Raw genomic sequence first — 20,758 nt, 5'->3', positions numbered from 1 at the left:
AAATTCAATCAGTTCAATAAGATTATAAATGGATGACAATATGAAATTATTAAAGATCTTAATATTACTATTACTATTAATTAAAGGTTTTACCCAAATTCTTATTTGCAACGATGATCCTACTGTCTTTCTGGCGCTAAAATTGAATCCTCTTTCTGAAAATTATAATTATATTAATTATTTAAGTCACAATAGTTATTATGTTTTGTTTTCTGATGAAAATGAAATGATAGGACAAAATATCATTGATATGATTTATAAGATTCCTTTAATTCTTTATATTTCAGTTTTACTTATACTGTTTTTTTTAAAACGTAAAAATACAAAAGAGAAAACCCTATGAAGCAATTTTTACCACATATTACTTTTTGGGGTTTGAATTTTTTTGTTTTTCCTGTCAGTCGACTTAATAGTAAAAGGAAGCAATTTTAAAATGAGAATATTATTACTGATTCTATTGTCTTTGGCTAACATAGCGTGTAGTCAAAAAATTGAGAGTCAACAAGCTGATGATCATGTCACTCCCATTGAATATGATTACGTAGTTACTGAGGTTTTTTTAGAGTCTCCTCCTTCTTCTACTCCTAAGGTTTCTCCTAAGATAGATTTGCAGTCTGATACGCATTTATCTGGTCAATCAGGCTATGCCTATAAACTAAAAATCAGCGATCAAGAAGAATTAATCTTCTTAAATTATATTAAAGATTACAAACTTTATTCAGAACCAAGACTAAGTAGAAATGGTGTTATATCTAAAATCGAAGGATATGAAGGATACGATGACGTATATGCAGGTATTTATTCAATTGATTTTAAAATATCTGAAAATAAACATTATGTTGAAATGGATACTATTAGCAAAGGTTATGTTGGAACATCAGAGGAACTAAACGGAAACTATCAATGTATCATTATCGATATCAAAAACTCAAAAGTTGTTAGGTCAGGGGTAGATATGTGTGACGGCGAGTGGAAAGATAATCAATGGATAAGTCAAGGAAAAGTTGAATTTGATGGCAAATGAAGTTTAAGTTCGAAAGAAAGATAAACAACTAAAAAACATGGGAATTTTAAAATGAGAATATTATTACTGATTCTATTGTCTTTGGCTAATATAGCATGTAGTCAAAAAATAGAAAATCAATCAGCAGTGACTCAAACAATCCCACATTTTGATGCTACGGTTTATCAACTTATTGACCTTTTTAATAAAAAGAATTTTAAAGAAATTAACCAATATATTAATAAAGATATAGGTCTTTTCATTGTATATAATGGAAGTACCAGCCCAACAATGAGAAGAATTGAACAATTTAAATCGAATAATAAAATAATTGAAAATACAATACCGTCTTGGGTAGACGATGAATTGCTAGGGTTTTCAATATCTGGCAATCCTAAAATACAATATGAACAATATCCTCCATTTGATCCATGTAGTGAAAAAGTCACTAAACTAGGTCTGTATGCCAATTCAAAAGAAAAAAATATTGAGGCTTTAAAAATAGCGCTTGGTTATTATCATTGGGAACTAAAACACTATCAATTTGAAAAAAAACCTGTTTGGGAGGAATATCAATCCATTGCCGATAAAATAGCCCCTAAAACAGTTAAAGTTGTCTATATAGAAAACTTTCCAGGTATAATACCGAATCATGAAAAAAATATTTTTATATTTTATCTAACCCAATTAGATAATAAATGGTATTTATCCATTCTAGATTTTTATACTATGGATTGCAGTGCATAAAATGCGTGGTAATAAAAAATATATCGGCAAAAATTAGACTAAATTCCTATAATACCAAAGATGGAGATGATGAAAATGAAAATAAACCGCACTACCATAAAAATTAAAAACTATTTGATTAGTTTATTTTTAGCAATTTTTTTACCATTCAGTTGTAATGCCTACGAAAATCAATATATAGATACAAAATTCGTCTATGAAGCACAATATGATCGAAATAATGATTATTTTAAATCAAAAGAGTTAGACATGCTTTTTAATCTTAATAATGAAGACTACTACCTACCAGATACTTTTGGTCTTGATGCAGAGTTTTATTATGTTCGACGATATGTATTAAAGGTAATCTTAAAGATAATTATATTCTTTTATATGATAAAAATGACATTTTAAGAGATGTGCTCCCCGTTGCTAATAAATATGTATATTCTATTGATGTTCGATTAGAAAATAATAAAAATGGAATTTGTTTGGGGACATTTGATAAAGAAAATGATTTTTTTGAGATTGAAAAAATTTATGAAGTCACTAAGGAAATAAAATTAAAACCTTTATCAATTGAAACCAAAATATTGGACTGTCCTATACCTGCTGATTACAATACTGAGGATATTGTAGGAATGGAAGATTACTTCAAATATGGCGTATTACGCAATAGAAAATAATAGTTTTAAAAAAGAATTAGTTTTAAATATTTTTATAGAAAATCAACATAAAAATCCTGAATAATGATATACCAATTTATTGCGACTAAATGATATATAATTATTCAGGATTTTTTTACTATGGATTGCCGTGCATAATATGCGTGATAATAAAAAAATATTCTGGCAAAAATTGTTAATATTCATAGTAAGTTATCAATTAAAAATCCACCTAAAATAAAGAAGAAATAAATTCACTATTATCTGAAATCAGGTATATACTCTCCATAAATTCTGAAAACCGCACTCATATACTGCACCCGTTATTTTATACGGGCGTTAAGTATGGAGGGAAACATTGTAAAAAATAAACAAGGAATATTGGCAATGAGATTGATAATAGTATGTTTCACCATCCTATTTATGATAGGTTGTAATCAAATGGCGAATAGCCAACCGATTAATAAAAATAAAAAAGACGATCTTATTACCCAAATTATGCAAGCTCCACTTGCCAGCCCGCCAATTGGTGATAAACATGTTTTATATCCTTTTGCCACACATTGGCAACATGCAGAAACAGAAAATGAACGTTCGGGGAGTGAAAAGGCTTTTGATGAATTGGCCGGAAATTTAGATAAGCAGTCCCAATCAGAACAATCCTATAAGATCACTTTAACCCAAGAAAATTTAAAGCAGGTTGTTCAGGATTCCTATGATATCCCATTTAATATCAACGATATTTTAAAACAGAAGATTACAGTTCATGTGGAAAAAATAGCCGGCTTTCCTCAGTTTGATCTGTTTCTACTCACCACTGAGAACCTTGAGTTAGAATGCAACCATTGCGAGTATGGAAGACACCTTATTTTTCAATCCATTATATCTATCAGCTCTGATCAAATTGTGGATAAATTAGCAGCCACTTACGAATATGGAAATGATCTGGGTAGAAGCTATCGATTTTTCCATTATAACAATGGGAAAATAATTATTAGGGATCTTGGTAGTGATGAGACAGACAGTGCTGCTAATGAAAAAAGAACATACCAACTGACACCCCAAGGCAAATTCATCCGCTATTATGATACTAATGGTCCTTTTCAAAACACAGATCTTAATGATACAGAGGAAGGTTTAGTTCAAAACCATACTCGCGAGGGGGTATGGATAGAGATAACAGGCAGTAAATATGCGCCTCTAGGTATCGGTTATATTTATCTCGAATCGGAATATAAAAATGGCCTGCCTGTTGGTATTTGGAAATGTCATCAATTAGAACAACAATATAATGAACTGTATGAACCCATCTTATCCACTCGCAAAAAAGGCAAACTTTTGTACACAGAAACCTATAAAGACGGTGAGCTTGTCGAACGTAAATTTGTGGGACCATTGTTAATGGTGAAATAATTACAAAATTTTGCAGAAATAGAAAAATTTATGAAGTTAATGCTATTATCTGCCAGCTGGTTTTGATGCCGAACAGGTTGCCAAAGCTTCAGCCCAAAGTTTTTTGTTGCTGAAGCTACTGCTTATCATGCAGCTCTCGAAAGAGATCCTCAAAGTATCGCTTTACTTTTTATTTGAAAAAAATGAGCATTTTTGCTAACCCTCATTTGAACCCGAAAAAATATTAAATTGCTAGAAAAATTGATAGATGTATAAGGATGAGCGGTATACTAAAAAAATATAACATATTGATTTATAATCAAATAGAGACGTATAGATATGAGATGAAAAGGAAAGTTGGCTCCTCCAACTGGACTTGAACCAGTGACATACGGATTAACAGTCCGCCGTTCTACCGACTGAACTATGGAGGAACACTCGACGGTCAGAATATTAACGATCTATAACGATTATGTCAATCGTTAAAACACGAAATAAAACTAACTGCTCAGTGAGTAAACAAATAATACAACGCCTATGCTAAAATAAAGGGCTACGGTAAGAATAGCTAGAGTATGATTTATGAAAAAAAATATTTGTGTATTTTGTGGTGCCAGTGAAGGCAATCGTTTGGAATATCGAACAGCTGCCGAGCAACTCGGTAAAATTATAGCAAAACAAAATCGGCGATTAATTTATGGCGGAGGTAATAAAGGGCTTATGGGAATGATTGCTAATGCTGTTTTAGCTCATGGCGGTGAAGTCATCGGCATCATCCCTGAACGTTTAGTTAAAGCCGAAACTGCTCACCATGGCATTACCCGATTAGAAGTGGTCGACAATATGCATCAACGTAAAGCAAGGCTTGCAGAACTAGCTGACGGTTTTATCGCTATGCCAGGCGGTACCGGCACATTAGAAGAGGTTTTTGAGGTTTGGACTGGTATGCAAATTGGTTATCATGAAAAACCGGTGGCATTATTTGATATTGCAAACTTTTGGCAACCGATGTTGAGTTTTTTAAACCATGCAGTGCAAGAAGGGTTTATTCGGGAAAATTTTTATAACACATTAATTGTTAGTGATAACGCCGAATTAGTGCTGAAACAAATGGACGATTTCGTTCCGAAAGATTTACAACGCTGGGTAAAGAAATAAGTGAATATAAGAAAAACGCCATCATTAGATGGCGTTTTTAGTTGCATGATTATTATGCGATAGCGGTTTCCGTTGTTTGTGATTCAGGTTTTTTGATCAATGCGTAAGCAACACCGGCGATTACGGAGCCTGCAACGATTGATAATAGATATCCCCCAACAGGATTAACTACACCAGGGATTGCTAATGCAAATAATCCGCCATGTGGGGTCATTAATGTTGAACCAAATGCTAATGCCATACCACCCGTGATAGCTCCACCAATAATACAACAAGGGATAACACGTAATGGATCACGCGCAGCGAAAGGAATTGCCCCTTCAGAGATAAAGCAAAAGCCCAATACTAACGAAACTTTACCGCTTTCTTGCTCTGCTTTAGCAAATTTTTTACGGGCGATTAGCGTAGCTAATCCCATCGCTAATGGAGGTACCATTCCACCCGCCATAACTGCAGCCATAGGTGCATAAACTTGGGAGGAAATCATACCCATACCAAATGCATAAGCAACTTTATTAATTGGTCCCCCCATATCAGTACACATCATACCACCTAGTAATGCACCTAAAATAACTGCATTAGCACCATTCATTGTGCTTAACCATACAGTAATAACTTTCATTAACCATGCGATTGGTGTACCAACGACAAATTGCATGACAATCCCTGTCGCTAATGTTGCCAATAGTGGCACAATTAGAATCGGTTTTAAGGCTTCCACACTTTTTGGTAATGGTAAATATCTAGTGACCGCTAATGCGACATAACCCGCAAAATAGCCAATAATAATACCACCTAAAAATCCAGCTCCAGTTGAAACAGCAAGTAAACCACCAACAAGACCAGGCGTAAGCCCTGGTCTATCCGCAATTGAATAAGCAATATAACCAGCCAGTAATGGAACCATTAATGAGAATGCTAAATCACCAATTTGTTTTAAATGAGGTTCACCAACTAGCTCTTTTACAAGAGTTTGTTTAACAACTTCTACACCATTTTCCATAACAGTTACTGTTTTTAATACTTCTTGGAATTGACCAAAAGCAAAGGAAAGTGCGATGATCAATCCACCAGCAACCACCATTGGTAACATATAAGAAACACCAGTTAGAAGATGTTTATAAAAACTTTTCTTCTCATTGCTTGATTTAGCCGATGCTGAAGTTGATGAAGGTTGATAAACCGTTGCCTCTTCGAATGCTTTATCAAACTCTTGCGCAGTCTTTTTGAGCGCTGGGCCAGTTTTTGTTCGATACAATTTTTTACCCGCAAATTTACTTAAATCTACATCGATATCGCAAGCAGCAATCACAATGTCTGCTGAGGCGACTTCTTCTGGCGTGAGTTCGTTACCAACCCCAACTGATCCACGCGTTTCAACTTTACACCACCAACCACGTTTTTTGGCTTCTTCTTCAATCGCTTCGGCAGCCATAAAAGTATGTGCCACTCCAGTTGGACACGCTGTTACTGCAACAATACGTTTTACAGCCGTATTAGTGGTAGGAGCTGAAACACGTTGAGCTGATTGTTCAAAAACAACCGCTTTACTTTGTGCTTCTGTTAGAATTTGTTTTGGGTTAGCGAATAACGCATTAATATCTTCTACCACATAAACTTTTTTACCGATAACGGATTTATCACTAATTTCACCAGTCCCGATAGCAATAATCGCATCAGCAGAATCTGAATTATCGGTTACGTTAAAATTCAACGAATTGGCAGCCAATGCGAGTTCCGCTCTGGCTAAACGTCCATTTACAGGACCTGTATTACTACCTTCAACAATATAAATATTCATGCTAACTCCTAACCAGCATTTATTTCAATTTTGCCTAGCATATCAGTTACAGCTTGGCGATCCGAAATCCCCACACCCGCTTGTCCAACAGACAAAGCAGCAACACTTGATGCAAATACCAGGGTATCTTTAATCGATTGATTTGTTATTAATCCATACATGATTCCAGCAACCATTGAGTCACCAGCACCGACCGTACTCACTACTTGACATTTTGGTGGTTTAGCCAACCATGCTTCATGTTGAGTCACCCACAAAGCGCCTTTACTTCCTAGTGAAATCACAACATTTTCAACGCCACCTTTTACTAATTCTAACGCTGCTGTTTTAATTTCATCTAATGTCGTTAATTTACGTCCGACCCACATTTCAAGTTCTTTATCATTTGGTTTGATTAACCATGGCTTAGCTTTCAATCCAGCGACTAACGCATCTCGGCTACTGTCAAACACCACTTTTGGGCAGATCTGTTTAACTTGTTCCATCCATTGTGTAAATTTATCGAGTGATACGCCGGCAGGTAAACTGCCACTTATTGCGACCATATCAATATCTTTTAACCATTCAAGAGAACTTGTCACAAAACGTTGCCAATCATGCTCTGTAATTGTAAAGCCTGAAAAATTTAGATCCGTCACTTCGCTATTTTCTTCAGTCAATTTGACATTAATACGTGTACGGCCTTCTACAGTTTGGAATTTGTCGACTACATTTAATGAATTAAATAATAGATTAAAACCATCTCGGTTTTCTTGACCTAAAAAACCACCAACAGTTAATTTTATATCTAGATCAGACAATACTTTAGCAACATTAATCCCTTTGCCTGCGGCAAGTAAAGCATTCGTTTGAACTAAATTTACATCACCCAACTCGACTTTTGGACAAAATCCTAATAAATCATAAGCAGGATTTAAGGTGATTGTTGCAACACGATAATTCATTATTCTGTTCCCTCACCAAGTCCGCTTTCAATTGCTTTACCGATAGCATCAAGTGCTTGCTCAGCATCATCACCGACCGCAGTAAATTGCAAACGGCTGCCTTTTTTGGCTCCAAGTGCAACGATTTTCATTAAGCTGGTAGCACTTACTGGCTCCCCTTTTCCATCAAGATTCGCAACAGTTACTTTGCTATTAAACTCTTTAACCAATTTAACTAATACTGAAGATGGACGAGTATGTAAACCATTTTCGTTAGGCACGATAAATTCACGAGTTAAAGCTTGGCTTGAATCCGATGCTAATGGCGCTGATGAGTTAGCTTGTTCAGTTTGAGAATTATCGATAGTTGAAGGTAGGTCATCTGTCATCAGTAAATTGATTAATCTATCCGTGCTTGCCGATAACATTAAATCTAACTTTTCATAAAATGCTAAACGTGCAATACGATCAATAACCTCAGACATTGCATTATCAACAACTGACATCGTGATAAGTAATTTTACCGGTTTATTATCTTCATTTACGTTGCTTATTGTACGACTAATAACAATCGCATTTTTTAGATTGCCTTCTTTGCTATCGTTCAACCAAACCCCACTACCTAGATAAGTTGGTTTATTATCCAGCACATGAGTGATAAAAGCCGTATTTACAGCATTTTGTTGTTTTAAGCGTGATGCATTTAACGCTTGTAAAGTGGCTAAACTATCAGCATTGATATCCAATAAAAGTGATGATTCATTCATTGAAAATTGGCTGTTTTCTTGTTCTGTTTTTCCGGTTAAAATAGCAAGTGCTTCATCTGCTGTTTTAATGTTTTTGATTCGTTCTTCAACACCGTCAGCACCTAAAACATGCGTCAATTGACGAAGTAACTCTAAATGTTCATCAGAACTAGCGGCGATACCAATAGCGACATAAGCTTTTTCACCATCATCACCCCATTCAACACCTTCAGGAAAACAAAAAACTTGAACACCCGTCTTTTTAACTAAATGACGAGTGGTGGTAGTGCCATGTGGAATAGCAAGGCCAATACCCAGATAAGTGGCAGCTTGCGCTTCACGTTCAAGCATTCCATTTACATATCCTTCTTCGACAAAACCGGCACTAGTTAATGCTGCCGCTACTTTTTTTATCGCTTCTGTTTTATTAGTAGCGTGTTCATTTAAATGTATATCTTCTTTAACTAAATGAAACATAGAATAAATACCTCTGGGTTAAAAATATTGGGTCGACTAAAATGACTCATCTATAAATCCATTTAATGATTTTTATTGAATCGTTTCAGCAATAATGAATAAATTAAAATTATTTATCCAATAAATTATAACTATCAATAACAAATATGTGATCGAGATCTAATTTTTTGATCTTAATTTATTTATTATAAATGCAAAATAGATTTTAGACATTTTTTGTTATTTAGTTACATCATTTTGCTACCTTTAATGTAATGTATTTTTCATTAATTTTTAAGTCATGTATTTCAGCCTTCATAAAACGTTAAACATGTCCAAGCAATAATATTATAGCGTTTTTAGTAATACATCATGCAACAACCTATTTAGTGACAAGCTTCCGAGTTTTTTTATTTTTCGTATTTACTCATACGTTGACGGCTCAAACTGCCACGGTAAATTAATTGTCTTGGGATCATAGTAGTACCTGATTGATAACTTTGCTGATTCAAACAATTTTGGAGTAATGTGATAGTCAACTCCACTATTTCTTTATGATCCTGAGAAAGTGAAATCACTTTACAGGGCAAAAAATCGAGTAATTCATTATCGCCAAACGTTGCAATAGTTAATGATTCAGGTAAATGACCAAATTTTCTTAATATGGCATCAATTGTACCTTGAAGAAGTGAAAATGAAGTTGCAAAAATACCATTTGGTAATTCATGATTGTTTAACCAATGACTAAAAGCCGTATCAGCATCTTGTCGGCTATAATTATTAGCATATAAAAAATCAACATCGTTACAATTTTTTAATGTTACCGCGTTAAACCCTTCAAGACGATGCTGACTTACCGATAAATTAGGTAGAGCACCAATATAAATGACTTTGCCTTGAACAAAATGGTTAAATGTTTGGGCAAGTGCTTTCGCATCTTGTTTATCTGCACCAACAATATTTCTAAATTTTTTACTCGATAATGTTCTGTCTAATGCAAATAGAGGAATCTTAAAATTTTCCCAATCATCATAAAACGCATAGTCTGAATCCGTAACAAAAGACGATGACAGAATTAAAGCGTCCACCCTTCTTTGTTTTAAATGTGCAATGCATTCTTTTTCAATTTCTGGATTATCGTCAGAACAGGATAAAAGTAGTTGGTATCCTTCTTTTCTGACGAGTTGCTCTAAATAACTGGCAATGCGGGTATAACTACTGTTTTCTAAATCAGGGATAATAATACCAATAGTTCTTGTTTTACCTGCTCGAAGTCCTGCAGCAACAACATTAGGCTGATATTTGTGCTTTTTAACAATTGCCATCACTTTAGCAATAGTTTGATCACTTACTCGATATTTTTTCGCTTTTCCGTTTATTACGTAGCTTGCAGTCGTTCTTGACACACCAGCTAAAAGTGCAATTTCCTCTAACTTCATCACTGTTATCTCGGCAAATGGCGTGTCTTTTTTTTAGCATGGAAAGAAGGAATTAGCAAATATTAATTTACTTTAACTTGTTTATTATTTGCAATATTTTACGCTTAAATAACATACGACAATCTACATTAATAATATACAGCGATATGTTGTCCTTGGATGGTTTCAATGCTAACCGGCGTATCAAAAATATCTTCTAAAATAGCTGAATTCATAATCTGTGTTGGAGTTCCTTGATAGACCAGTTCCCCATTTTTCATCGCTAAAATATAGTCCGAATAGACTGATGCAAAATTGATATCGTGAATAACAATGACAATGGTTTTACCAAGTTCATTCGCAGCACGTCGTAACTGTTTCATCATCGAAACTGCATGCTTCATATCCAAATTATTTAACGGTTCATCAAGTAACACATATTCAGTATTTTGACAAAGCACCATCGCGACATATGCTCGTTGTCGCTGTCCGCCAGATAACTCATCTAAAAAACGATCTTTAAACTCAGTTAAATTTAAAAAATCCAATGCTCGATGAATATGCTGATAATCATCAGGATTTAAACGCCCTTTTGTATGAGGATAACGCCCGAATCCGACCAGTTCAAATACGGTAAGCCTACTGGTAAAGCGATTTTCTTGTCTTAATACCGAAAGATGAGTAGCTAATTTATCACTCGGCGTTTCAAACACATCCATGTCTTGAATTTTAACGTTTCCTTCATCAGCGTTCAAAAGTCGACTTATAATCGAAAGTAAAGTTGATTTTCCAGCGCCATTAGGTCCAATGATTGCCGTTACTCCTCCTTGTGGAATAGTGGCGGTAACATTTTTTAAAACCGAAAGGGTTTGATATTTTTTATTAATATTATCAATTTGTATCACATCGGTACCTTTTTCAATAATAAGAAGATAAACAAACAACCACCAATAAACTCTATGACGACCGTAATGGCGCCAACCATATTCAAAACATGCTCTAAAAACATTTGACCACCCACCAGAAAAATCACGCCAAGTAAAAAGGCCGTGGGAAGTAAAAATCGATGTTGGCTTGAGCGACTTATGCTATAAGCTAAATTTGCTATCATTAGACCAAAGAAGGTAAACGGCCCAACCAATGCGGTTGAAATTGCAACTAATATCGAGACTAAAAGTAAAATAATGGTCACGCTTTGATGATAATTAACGCCAAGATTAATAGCGTTATCACGTCCTAAAGCCAAAACATCAAATTGAAAACGCATTCTCCATAAAAATAGTCCGATACATATTGCAATAATGAATGAAAAAATAATTAAGATGGGATCAGCCCGAGTGAACGTAGCAAAAATTCGACTTTGCAAAACAGCAAATTCAGTTGGTGTCATTAACCGTTGTAATAAGTTTGCAAAACTGCGGAAAAGTGTGCCCAGAATAATCCCAATTAATAATACTAAATGAAGATTTTGCTTAAATTTTGTGAATAAACCTTTATATAACAATAGAGAAAATAAGATCAGTAAAAGCGATTCAACGATAAATTTGCCCATAATACCGATGTAAGGAATACCTTGCACATCGATAAAGAAAATGACAATTGTTTGAATTAAGACAAATAAAGATTCAAACCCCATTATCGACGGCGTTAATATGCGATTATGGGTCACGGTTTGAAAAAGGAGTGTGGATGTTGCAGCCGAAAAAGCAACTAATATCATCGTCAATACTATCCACATACGATGAGTCAAAATATACCTAATATTCCCTTTTAGATTAAAGGTCATAAAAAAGATGATACAAATAAGCGCTATACTCAATAATAGCCAAACTCTTTTTTGACTGGAAAGATAGTGTTTTGAACTAACTAGCATGTTTTTTTCGACTTAATAATATTAAAAAGATTACGGCACCGACAATACCAAGAATAACACTGACAGGGATTTCAAATGGATAGCGAATTAAACGTCCAATAATATCGCAAATTAATACCAATCCCCCACCGAATAAACAGACCCAAGGAATGGTTTTACGCACATTATCACCGAATAACAAGCTGACAATGTTGGGGACGATTAATCCTAAAAAAGGTAATACACCAACCACCACAACTACAATACCGCCAATCAATGCTATGACAATTAGTCCAATTATTATGACTCGACGATAATTAAGTCCCACATTAACCGAAAAATCTCGACCTAACCCCACGACTGTAAACTGATCTGCACTCCAGCATGCTACCAATGTCAAACCACAAACTAGCCACAATAGTTCATAACGACCTTGTAAAATCCCAGAAAAATCACCTGATTGCCATCCATAAAGCGATTGCAATAGATCATAATACATGGCATAAAATGTGGTTACAGCACTGATTATCGCACCTAGCATAATCCCAATAAGTGGAACCATTAGTGCTGATTTGAGAACAATTTTATGGGATATTATCATAAAAATAATCGTACCCATCATCGCAAATAAACTTGCAACCACCATTTTGATCATGACACTTTGTTCGGGCGCTAATACCATCATGATGAGTAAACCAAGACTAGCTGATTGGGTGGTGCCAACAAGGGTAGGCTCCACAAAGCGGTTTTGTGTTAATAACTGCATCACTAAGCCAGCAACGCTCATTGCACTACCCGCTAACAATAACGCTAACGTTCTTGGCAAACGACTGACAAAAAAGATCTGCTGCATATTTGTATTGGTGAAAAGTTCATGTAAATTGACATGCCCTGCACCAATAAACAAACTTATTGCAGTCAAAATTAATAAAATAATGATGCCTGCAATAAAATATAACGACAACTTCATGTTTTTTTATTGATTAGTCGATGATTCTTGTAGTGCTTCTGCTATTTGATCCATTAAACGACTATACGTTTGAATCCCGCCTGCGATATACATCGATGTTGAATCAAGATAAACAATATGATTGTGCTGCCATGCTGCCGTTTTTTGAATTAATTCATTATTTAATACTTGTTGTGCTGATTGGGCTTCTTTATTACCAATGGCATTATCTCTATCTAACACAAATATCCATTCGGGATTAGTACTTAAAATGAATTCAGAAGTAACACTATTCCCATGACGACCGGCTTCTTGGAAAGTGGTTGCTGGCTGGAAACCTAACACATCAAAAACAAATCCAAAACGTGATTTAGGGCCATATGCAGACATTTTCCCACCGTTAATCATAATCACTAATGCTGAACCGGCTGTACTGGTTTTCGATTTTAGTTGGTCAATTTTTTGATTAAAGTCTTCAATCAATTTAGATGCTTCTTTCTCTTTTTCAAAAATCCAACCTAATTGACGAGTTCGCTCAGTTAAACTCGCTAAGAAGTTATTGGAATCAATATCTAAGGAGATTGTTTCTGCTAATTTTTCCAACTTTGGATAGGCATCTGTTGCTCGTCCACCTGCTATAATTAAGTCAGGATTGATAGAGCTAAGTACTTCGTAATTTGGCTCAAACAAAGTCCCAATGTTAGTATAGGACTTATCACTATATTTAGATAAGAAATCAGGTAAATGGACATTTGATTGTGGTACAGCTGAGACTGGAATATTCAATGCATCAATAATATCAAGAGTTGCAATGTTAAAAACAGCTACTTTTTTGGGAACATACCCAAAAAGTGCTTCGCCTTGAGCGTGTTTAATTACCAGAGCATCTTTCTTAATATCAGAATAATCTGGTTTTTGGTTATTCTTATTATTATCACACCCAACAACTAACAGCAATACAGCAAACAGCACTGTAATTTTAACTTTGATAAATGAATACATATGAACTCCTAATTATTGTTCAGATAAAAATAACACAAATATAAATAATTCTCATTTGCATTAAATTGTATCTAAAAACAACTCAGTGTTCAATAAACTTTAAAGAATATCTAAAGTCAGTGTTAAATGATTAGAAAACGTTTCTTTACATAGCGTTATGTCAAAATTTTATAGATTAATTAGCCAATATCACTGTCATTTTTATTTGAAAACTCTTTTAACTTTCTGGTTAAAGTATTACGCCCCCACCCTAATAAATTTGCTGCTTCTTGTTTATGTCCTCGGGTAAAATTAAGTGCGCAATTTAATAAAATACGCTCTACTTCTGTCACTGCCTCAGTTAAAATGCTCGATTTTCCTGCGACAAGCGATTGTTTAGCCCATTGTTCCAGTAAAAATTGCCAATCCATTGCAACTTGAGAGTCGTTTAATGTCAAACTTATATCATTACGACCAACCAAAATTTTAGGCATCGGAAATTGTAATAGCTCTGGTGGTAGATCTTGCACTAAAATTTCTTTACTAGAAGACATGACTGTCACCCAACGACAGGTATTTTCAAGCTGTCTTACATTGCCCGGCCAATTAAATTTACATAGAACACTCATCGCTTCGGGACTAAAAACTTTACTTTCAACGCCTAACTCTTTAGCCGTGGTATATAAAAAATGCTCTGCAAGTTTCGGAATATCTTGAGCACGATCACGTAATGGAGGCAATAAAATACGGATTACATTTAAGCGATGAAACAAATCATCCCGAAATTTGCCTTCGCGCACTCTTGCTTCTAAATCTTGATGCGTTGCGGCAATAATTCTGACATCAACTTTTACAGGGGAATAACCACCAATACGATAAAATTGTCCATCGGCAAGGACTCGAAGTAACCGTGTTTGAACATCAAGAGGCATATCACCGATTTCATCTAAAAATAAAGTTCCACCATTAGCCTGTTCAAATCGTCCATGCCTGATTTGTGCAGCCCCAGTAAACGCCCCTTTTTCGTGTCCAAACAGTTCCGATTCAATCAGATCTTTGGGAATCGCTGCCATATTAAGTGCGATAAAAGGTGAATGTGATCGAGGGCTATAAGTATGCAACGCTTTTGCGACTAACTCTTTACCTGTACCTGATTCACCATTAATCAGCACACTAATAGAAGATTTTGATAAGCGTCCAATAATCCGAAATACCTCTTGCATTGAAGGTGCTTCACCTATAATGCCTGTTGATGCTTTTGCTGTAACATGAGTACGCTGATGATTTGGTACTTGTAAATGTTGAGACTGTGCAATAGCACGTTCAACAAGTTGAATCATTTCATCCACATCAAAGGGTTTGGGAATATAATCAAAAGCGCCTTTTTGGTAAGCATTGACAGCAGCATCTAGATCAGAATGCGCTGTCATAATAATGACAGGCAAATGGGGGAATTGTGCTTTGATATAATTAAGTAATGATAGACCATCGATGCCAGGCATTTTAATATCAGAAATTAGTACAGCTGGTTTGGATAGTTGATTAGTCAAAGCTTCGATCACATCTTGACCGTTTGCAAAACTAATACAATTAAAATGCGCATTGGTAAGTGCTTTTTCTAATACCCAACGAATTGAACTATCATCATCAACAACCCAAACATTCATTTTAAATTACCTCATTGTTTGATTGGCAAATAGACAGAAAATTCAGTGTGTCCAGGCCAACTATTGAATTCAATTTTACCATGATGTTGATCAACAATATTATGTGCAATAGAAAGACCGATTCCTGTCCCACCTTCATAACCGCTTACCATAGGATAAAAAAGTGTATCTTGAATATGAACAGGTACCCCCGGTCCATTATCTTCAATATCAATACGTGCACATAGTCGATAACGTTGTCCATGCAATGTAACTTGAAAGGCAGTTCTCGTTCTGATTGTTATCGTACCTGTTTTCGTACCAATAGCCTGTAAAGCATTTCGCACAATATTTAAAATAACTTGTTCGATCTGCTCTGAATCATGGATAAATTCTGGCAAACTTGGATCATAATCCCGTAAAATAGTCACATTTAATGGTTTTTCGATGCACAATAACGCATAGGTTCGCTCAATCGCTTGATGAATATTTTGTACTTTTTGGTGCAAGCGTTGCTGTGGTCCCAATAACCTATCTACTAGATTTCTTAATCTATCTGCTTGTTCAATAATAATCTGCGTATAATCTTGCAACTCATTTTTTGGTAATTCTCGTGATAATAATTGTGCAGCACCTCGAAGCCCACCTAATGGGTTTTTAATTTCATGTGCTAGCCCTCGCACAAGTTCACGAGCAGCACTTTGTTGAGCTTGTTGTAACTGTTCTTGGCTTAACCGTTTATGATTATTTAAAGGCGCCATTTCAATTAAGATCTGTTCATTACTTAAGGGTTGTGCCGTTAACGATAAGATATGCAATTCATTATTCACCACCAAATTCACTTCAGTATCCGTAAAACCTTGATTTTTGGATAACGAACTTTGCATTAACTCGAAATCTAAAGAATGGTAACTCAATAAATCAGGAAGATAACTATCTAATAACTTTTTGGGACTTTGTGCTAATAGCTGTTGGGCAGCGGTATTGGCGTAAACAATATTGAGATTTTTATCAAGTAATAAAATACTTGTAATCATCGAGTTGAGAACAAGATCAGCATCAGATTCACTATCAAATGTCATCGTCGATATTCCGTCCTCATTAAAATCCACCGTTTTACACGGTGGATTAACTGTTTAAATTTTAGATAAATCTATAAACTATAGTAAAGTTCAAATTCAACTGGATGTGGTGTCATACGTACACGATCAACGTCTTGACGTTTTAAATCAATATACGCATCAATCGTATCATTAGTGAAGACATTACCACGCGTTAAGAAGTCACGATCAGCATCTAATGCATTAAGCGCTTCTTCAAGTGAACCGGCCACTTGTGGAATTAATTTAGATTCTTCCGGTGGTAAATCATATAAGTTTTTATCCATTGCATCGCCAGGATGAATTTTGTTAATAATACCATCTAAACCAGCCATTAACTGCGCAGCAAATGATAAATATGGATTACCTGCTGGATCAGGGAAACGAACTTCAATACGGCGTGCTTTCGGGCTAGTCACAACAGGAATACGAATTGAAGCAGAACGGTTACGAGCAGAATACGCAAGCATAACAGGCGCTTCATAACCCGGTACTAAACGTTTATATGAGTTAGTTGCAGGGTTAGTAAATGCATTGATAGCTTTAGCATGTTTAATAATACCGCCGATATAGAATAATGCCATTTCAGAAAGCCCTGCATATTTATCACCGGCAAATAAGTTAACTCCATCTTTAGCTAAAGATTGATGGCAGTGCATGCCTGAACCATTATCGCCAAACATCGGTTTCGGCATAAATGTCGCTGTTTTACCATAAATATGCGCTACATTTTGCACAACATATTTATAAATTTGAACTTCATCCGCTTTTTTAGTTAATGTATTGAAACGACAAGCAATTTCATTTTGTCCTGCAGTTGCCACTTCATGGTGATGAGCTTCAACCACTAAACCAAGTTGTTCCATAATTAAACACATCTCTGAGCGGATATCTTGCGATGAATCAACCGGAGGAAGTGGGAAGTAACCGCCTTTTACGCCTGGGCGATGACCTTTGTTACCTTCTTCATATTTTGTGCCTGAATTCCAAGCGGCTTCAATATCATCAATATGAACAAAACTACCTGACATCGGTGAACCAAAACGAACATCATCAAATAAAAAGAATTCGGGTTCTGGTCCAAAAATAACGGTATCAGCAATGCCTGAAGATTTTAAAAACTCTTCAGCACGTTTTGCGATTGAACGTGGATCACGATCATAACCTTGTAATGTTGCAGGTTCGAGTACATCACAACGGAGATTTAATGTTACATCTTCAAAAAATGGATCAATAACGGCACTTGAAGCATCAGGCATTAATACCATATCCGATTCATTAATCCCTTTCCAACCAGCAATTGATGAACCGTCAAACATTTTACCGTCTTCAAAAAAGTCAGCATCAATTTGACTAACGGGTATCGTAACGTGTTGCTCTTTACCTTTGGTATCAGTAAAACGCAAATCAACAAATTTAACATCATTTTCTTTAATTAGTGTTAATACTTTTTGTATAGACATGTATCTTCTCCGTTGAGGACAAATAATTGTTCAGTTCGTAAGGCATTCTTGCCAAGTTATTTTCTTTTATGCAAATATGATGCCAAGTTTTAAGTCACGTTTTTCTAGTGAATTTACGGGTTAAATAGTAACACAAATAGCATTAATGCACCAAAATAATGCATAAAAACACTTAGAATGCACCAATAAAAGGCGTTGCATATTTATTTTTGCTAAAAAGAAGTCGTTCACGCATTCAATCATCCTTGTAATAATTAAAATCTCAATAAGAATCTTCTCAATTTAACGCTCGATAATTAGGGGAACACAAGATTTTCTTATAGGTACTGTATTTCAGTGCATAATATCGCTATAATCTCTTCTTATATTGAAAAACTAGGTAATTATAAAAGTATGGACTTTATTACACTCGAAATTATACCTTTTGTTAAAAATCATATTTTACTTTCTTTAGGTTGGATTGTACTTTTTATTGCAATCATTGTATTAACCATCAAAAGTAAGTTATCAAAAGTTAAAATCATTAATAATGCTCAAGCAATCAATCTGATTAATAAACAAAATGCTAAAATCATTGATTTGCGATCAGCTGATAGTTTCAAAAAGGGGCATATTACCGATTCCCTGAATATACTCCCCATTGATATCAAAAATGCGAGTGAAAATTCTATTGAAAAACATAAAGAAAATTTTGTTATCTTGATTGATGATAATGGTCTGTCATCAGTCGGCATCGGTGAAATACTTGTTAAACAAGGTTTCTTGAATGTTTTTGCATTAAAAGATGGCATTGCAGGATGGAATGGCGAAAATTTACCATTAGTTAGAAAATAAAACTATATTAAAATAAGGTTAGATCATGACAGAACAAAACAATACACAACAACCAGAAACACAATTTGCAATTCAACGTATTTATACAAAAGATGTTTCATTTGAAACCAATAATGTACCTGAAGTTTTTACCAAACAATTTCAACCAGCCATGAATGTTGAATTGAATACATCATCTCAATCCTTAAATGATGATGTTTATGAAGTCGCATTACGCATTACAGTAACAATGAAGTCACAAGACGAAGTTGCCTATATTTGTGAAGTAACGCAAGCAGGTATTTTTTCACTCGTTGGATTCAATGATGCACAGTTACAATACTGTTTAGGTGCTTACTGTCCGAATATTTTATTCCCGTATGCACGAGAAACAATTTCTAACTTAGTCATTAAAGGTTCTTTCCCACCAGTTAATTTAGAACCGGTTAACTTTGACGTGTTATTTATGAACTATCTTCAACAGCAACAACAATCAGTTGAAGAAGAATCAACAGAAACATTACAATAATCATTGTGATTTAATCTAGAACGATAAATCTAACGGTTAATTATGGAAAAACATGCTGTTGTCACAGTAATCGGTGCAGGTTCTTACGGAACCTCTTTAGCTATTTTACTTGCACGTAATGGTCATCAAACATTATTGTGGGGACATAATTCACACAAAATGATGGCTTTACAGCATGACAGGCAAAATAAACAATTTTTGCCTGATATTCCTTTTCCTGAATTACTGCACATTGAAAGTGATCTGCAAACAGCTGTTTCAGCGTCACCAATCTTACTCATAGTGGTACCTAGCCATGCTTTTGGTACTATTTTAAAGCAAATAAAACCCTATTTACGCAAAGATAGTAAAATTGTTTGGGCAACCAAAGGACTTGAGGTCAATACCGGACGTTTATTGCAAGATGTCGCCAGAGAAATTTTAGGCAATCAAATCCCCCTAGCTGTCATTTCAGGCCCTACTTTTGCTAAAGAAGTTGCCTCAGGTTTGCCAACGGCGGTAACCGTTGCTTCAACGGATGATGATTTTTTAACTGAGTTACAAAATTTATTTCATTGTAGTAAAAGTTTTCGGGTCTATAGCAGTAAAGATTTTATTGGGGTGCAACTTGGTGGCGCCATTAAAAATGTGATTGCGATAGGAGCAGGATTGTCTGATGGGCTGGGTTTTGGTGCGAATGCAAGAACAGCGTTAATCACACGTGGACTGGCTGAAATGATGCGATTGGGCGAAGCGCTTGGTGCAGATCCTGCAACGTTTATGGGCATGGCTGGACTTGGTGATCTTGTATTAACCTGTACGGATAATCAATCACGAAATCGACGTTTCGGTATTTTGCTGGGACAAAATAAATCTATTCAAGAAGCACAAGATATTATCGCACAAGTTGTCGAAGGATTTAAAAATACTAAAGAAGTTTGGACACTTGCAAAACAATATCATGTGGATATGCCAATCACTGAACAAATTTATAAAGTACTATACGAGCATAAAGATCCTAAACAAGCGGCAATGACCTTACTCGGACGATCACAGAAAGAAGAACTAAAAAGTTAATTTTTAATACCGTTATATCATCACTTTGTATTAACGCTATTAAATAACGTTGTAATTAAAATGAGCTATTCTTTCTAATCT

Annotated in this window: 19 protein-coding genes and 1 tRNA gene; 8 read left to right on the top strand and 12 right to left on the bottom strand. The window is 35.1% G+C overall.

The features are described 5' to 3' along the window. Window positions 1–433 precede the first annotated feature (433 nt). The 4 genes from ACGH4F_RS05760 (at window position 434) to ACGH4F_RS05745 (ending at window position 3,807) form a co-directional block, all read left to right on the top strand. Complete coding sequence (locus ACGH4F_RS05760; RefSeq protein ID WP_220225343.1) at window positions 434–1,024, top strand: hypothetical protein; 591 nt, start codon at window positions 434–436, stop codon at window positions 1,022–1,024. Between the two features lie 51 nt (window positions 1,025–1,075). Next, on the top strand, window positions 1,076–1,750 hold the full coding sequence (locus ACGH4F_RS05755) for a hypothetical protein (RefSeq protein WP_411590388.1): 675 nt from the start codon (window positions 1,076–1,078) through the stop codon (window positions 1,748–1,750). A gap of 398 nt (window positions 1,751–2,148) precedes the next feature. Then, a complete protein-coding gene (locus ACGH4F_RS05750) occupies window positions 2,149–2,415 on the top strand; it encodes a hypothetical protein (protein WP_411590386.1) in 267 nt (88 codons plus the stop codon). Window positions 2,416–2,781: 366 nt separating this feature from the next. Beyond that, window positions 2,782–3,807: a hypothetical protein gene (locus ACGH4F_RS05745; RefSeq protein ID WP_411590384.1), complete on the top strand. Its 1,026-nt coding sequence runs from the start codon at window positions 2,782–2,784 to the stop codon at window positions 3,805–3,807. 337 nt (window positions 3,808–4,144) lie between these two features. Here ACGH4F_RS05745 and ACGH4F_RS05740 read toward each other — a convergent pair. Then, window positions 4,145–4,220: transfer RNA gene (locus tag ACGH4F_RS05740), tRNA-Asn, on the bottom strand. 148 nt (window positions 4,221–4,368) lie between these two features. Here ACGH4F_RS05740 and ACGH4F_RS05735 point away from each other — a divergent pair. Beyond that, window positions 4,369–4,944 carry a TIGR00730 family Rossman fold protein gene (locus ACGH4F_RS05735; RefSeq protein ID WP_267360717.1) on the top strand — a complete coding sequence of 192 codons (576 nt, stop codon included), beginning with the start codon at window positions 4,369–4,371 and terminating at the stop codon, window positions 4,942–4,944. A 52-nt stretch (window positions 4,945–4,996) separates the two neighbouring features. Here ACGH4F_RS05735 and fruA read toward each other — a convergent pair whose 3' ends face one another. The 11 genes from fruA to glnA form a co-directional block, all read right to left on the bottom strand. After that, on the bottom strand, window positions 4,997–6,745 hold the full coding sequence (gene fruA / locus ACGH4F_RS05730; protein ID WP_411590382.1) for a PTS fructose transporter subunit IIBC: 1,749 nt from the start codon (window positions 6,743–6,745) through the stop codon (window positions 4,997–4,999). An 8-nt stretch (window positions 6,746–6,753) separates the two neighbouring features. Next, window positions 6,754–7,689: a 1-phosphofructokinase gene (fruK, locus tag ACGH4F_RS05725; RefSeq protein ID WP_411590380.1), complete on the bottom strand. Its 936-nt coding sequence runs from the start codon at window positions 7,687–7,689 to the stop codon at window positions 6,754–6,756. Continuing rightward, window positions 7,689–8,891 carry a fused PTS fructose transporter subunit IIA/HPr protein gene (fruB, locus tag ACGH4F_RS05720; RefSeq protein ID WP_411590378.1) on the bottom strand — a complete coding sequence of 401 codons (1,203 nt, stop codon included), beginning with the start codon at window positions 8,889–8,891 and terminating at the stop codon, window positions 7,689–7,691. Before fruB ends, fruK begins: the two co-directional genes overlap by 1 nt. A gap of 389 nt (window positions 8,892–9,280) precedes the next feature. After that, entirely contained in the window at window positions 9,281–10,309 is a 1,029-nt protein-coding gene (gene cra / locus ACGH4F_RS05715; RefSeq protein ID WP_267360724.1) for a catabolite repressor/activator, read from the bottom strand. A gap of 128 nt (window positions 10,310–10,437) precedes the next feature. Beyond that, on the bottom strand, window positions 10,438–11,193 hold the full coding sequence (locus ACGH4F_RS05710) for an ABC transporter ATP-binding protein (RefSeq protein ID WP_267360726.1): 756 nt from the start codon (window positions 11,191–11,193) through the stop codon (window positions 10,438–10,440). Further along, on the bottom strand, window positions 11,190–12,161 hold the full coding sequence (locus ACGH4F_RS05705; RefSeq protein WP_267385901.1) for an iron chelate uptake ABC transporter family permease subunit: 972 nt from the start codon (window positions 12,159–12,161) through the stop codon (window positions 11,190–11,192). The genes ACGH4F_RS05710 and ACGH4F_RS05705 overlap by 4 nt, the downstream gene beginning before the upstream one ends. Then, window positions 12,151–13,110, bottom strand: a complete 960-nt coding sequence (locus tag ACGH4F_RS05700) for an ABC transporter permease (protein WP_411590375.1) — start codon at window positions 13,108–13,110, stop codon at window positions 12,151–12,153. The genes ACGH4F_RS05705 and ACGH4F_RS05700 overlap by 11 nt, the downstream gene beginning before the upstream one ends. Window positions 13,111–13,116: 6 nt before the next feature. Then, on the bottom strand, window positions 13,117–14,091 hold the full coding sequence (locus tag ACGH4F_RS05695; protein ID WP_411590374.1) for a siderophore ABC transporter substrate-binding protein: 975 nt from the start codon (window positions 14,089–14,091) through the stop codon (window positions 13,117–13,119). A 179-nt stretch (window positions 14,092–14,270) separates the two neighbouring features. After that, on the bottom strand, window positions 14,271–15,737 hold the full coding sequence (glnG, locus tag ACGH4F_RS05690; protein ID WP_411590372.1) for a nitrogen regulation protein NR(I): 1,467 nt from the start codon (window positions 15,735–15,737) through the stop codon (window positions 14,271–14,273). 11 nt (window positions 15,738–15,748) lie between these two features. Beyond that, entirely contained in the window at window positions 15,749–16,798 is a 1,050-nt protein-coding gene (gene glnL / locus ACGH4F_RS05685; protein WP_065559691.1) for a nitrogen regulation protein NR(II), read from the bottom strand. Window positions 16,799–16,869: 71 nt separating this feature from the next. After that, on the bottom strand, window positions 16,870–18,279 hold the full coding sequence (gene glnA, locus ACGH4F_RS05680) for a glutamate--ammonia ligase (protein WP_267360734.1): 1,410 nt from the start codon (window positions 18,277–18,279) through the stop codon (window positions 16,870–16,872). Between the two features lie 393 nt (window positions 18,280–18,672). On the opposite strand from glnA, the gene ACGH4F_RS05675 reads away from it, so the two are divergent. Genes ACGH4F_RS05675 through gpsA form a run of 3 tightly spaced genes read left to right on the top strand, consistent with a single transcriptional unit; the run spans window position 18,673 to window position 20,677 of the window. Beyond that, window positions 18,673–19,113: a rhodanese-like domain-containing protein gene (locus ACGH4F_RS05675; RefSeq protein ID WP_411590423.1), complete on the top strand. Its 441-nt coding sequence runs from the start codon at window positions 18,673–18,675 to the stop codon at window positions 19,111–19,113. A gap of 25 nt (window positions 19,114–19,138) precedes the next feature. Further along, entirely contained in the window at window positions 19,139–19,621 is a 483-nt protein-coding gene (gene secB / locus ACGH4F_RS05670) for a protein-export chaperone SecB (protein WP_411590371.1), read from the top strand. Between the two features lie 39 nt (window positions 19,622–19,660). Beyond that, entirely contained in the window at window positions 19,661–20,677 is a 1,017-nt protein-coding gene (gpsA, locus tag ACGH4F_RS05665; RefSeq protein ID WP_370632180.1) for an NAD(P)H-dependent glycerol-3-phosphate dehydrogenase, read from the top strand. Window positions 20,678–20,758: the final 81 nt, after the last annotated feature.

The sequence above is a fragment of the Gilliamella sp. CG35 genome, from assembly GCF_046635745.1.
In the GTDB taxonomy this organism is placed as follows: Bacteria; Pseudomonadota; Gammaproteobacteria; order Enterobacterales; family Orbaceae; genus Gilliamella; species Gilliamella apicola_I.
This window is presented reverse-complemented; position numbering and strand designations above follow the sequence as displayed.

What these genes read in the sequence shown, in the direction of transcription:
- ACGH4F_RS05755 (WP_411590388.1), top strand. Translation starts at nt 1,076, where the DNA reads ATGAGAATATTATTACTGATTCTATTGTCTTTGGCTAATATAGCATGT.
- glnL (WP_065559691.1), bottom strand. Translation starts at nt 16,798, where the DNA reads ATGACATTTGATAGTGAATCTGATGCTGATCTTGTTCTCAACTCGATG.
- fruA (WP_411590382.1), bottom strand. Translation starts at nt 6,745, where the DNA reads ATGAATATTTATATTGTTGAAGGTAGTAATACAGGTCCTGTAAATGGA.
- ACGH4F_RS05745 (WP_411590384.1), top strand. Translation starts at nt 2,782, where the DNA reads ATGAGATTGATAATAGTATGTTTCACCATCCTATTTATGATAGGTTGT.
- ACGH4F_RS05695 (WP_411590374.1), bottom strand. Translation starts at nt 14,091, where the DNA reads ATGTATTCATTTATCAAAGTTAAAATTACAGTGCTGTTTGCTGTATTG.
- fruB (WP_411590378.1), bottom strand. Translation starts at nt 8,891, where the DNA reads ATGTTTCATTTAGTTAAAGAAGATATACATTTAAATGAACACGCTACT.
- cra (WP_267360724.1), bottom strand. Translation starts at nt 10,309, where the DNA reads ATGAAGTTAGAGGAAATTGCACTTTTAGCTGGTGTGTCAAGAACGACT.
- glnG (WP_411590372.1), bottom strand. Translation starts at nt 15,737, where the DNA reads ATGAATGTTTGGGTTGTTGATGATGATAGTTCAATTCGTTGGGTATTA.
- secB (WP_411590371.1), top strand. Translation starts at nt 19,139, where the DNA reads ATGACAGAACAAAACAATACACAACAACCAGAAACACAATTTGCAATT.
- ACGH4F_RS05735 (WP_267360717.1), top strand. Translation starts at nt 4,369, where the DNA reads ATGAAAAAAAATATTTGTGTATTTTGTGGTGCCAGTGAAGGCAATCGT.
- fruK (WP_411590380.1), bottom strand. Translation starts at nt 7,689, where the DNA reads ATGAATTATCGTGTTGCAACAATCACCTTAAATCCTGCTTATGATTTA.
- ACGH4F_RS05705 (WP_267385901.1), bottom strand. Translation starts at nt 12,161, where the DNA reads ATGCTAGTTAGTTCAAAACACTATCTTTCCAGTCAAAAAAGAGTTTGG.
- glnA (WP_267360734.1), bottom strand. Translation starts at nt 18,279, where the DNA reads ATGTCTATACAAAAAGTATTAACACTAATTAAAGAAAATGATGTTAAA.
- ACGH4F_RS05760 (WP_220225343.1), top strand. Translation starts at nt 434, where the DNA reads ATGAGAATATTATTACTGATTCTATTGTCTTTGGCTAACATAGCGTGT.
- ACGH4F_RS05675 (WP_411590423.1), top strand. Translation starts at nt 18,673, where the DNA reads ATGGACTTTATTACACTCGAAATTATACCTTTTGTTAAAAATCATATT.
- ACGH4F_RS05700 (WP_411590375.1), bottom strand. Translation starts at nt 13,110, where the DNA reads ATGAAGTTGTCGTTATATTTTATTGCAGGCATCATTATTTTATTAATT.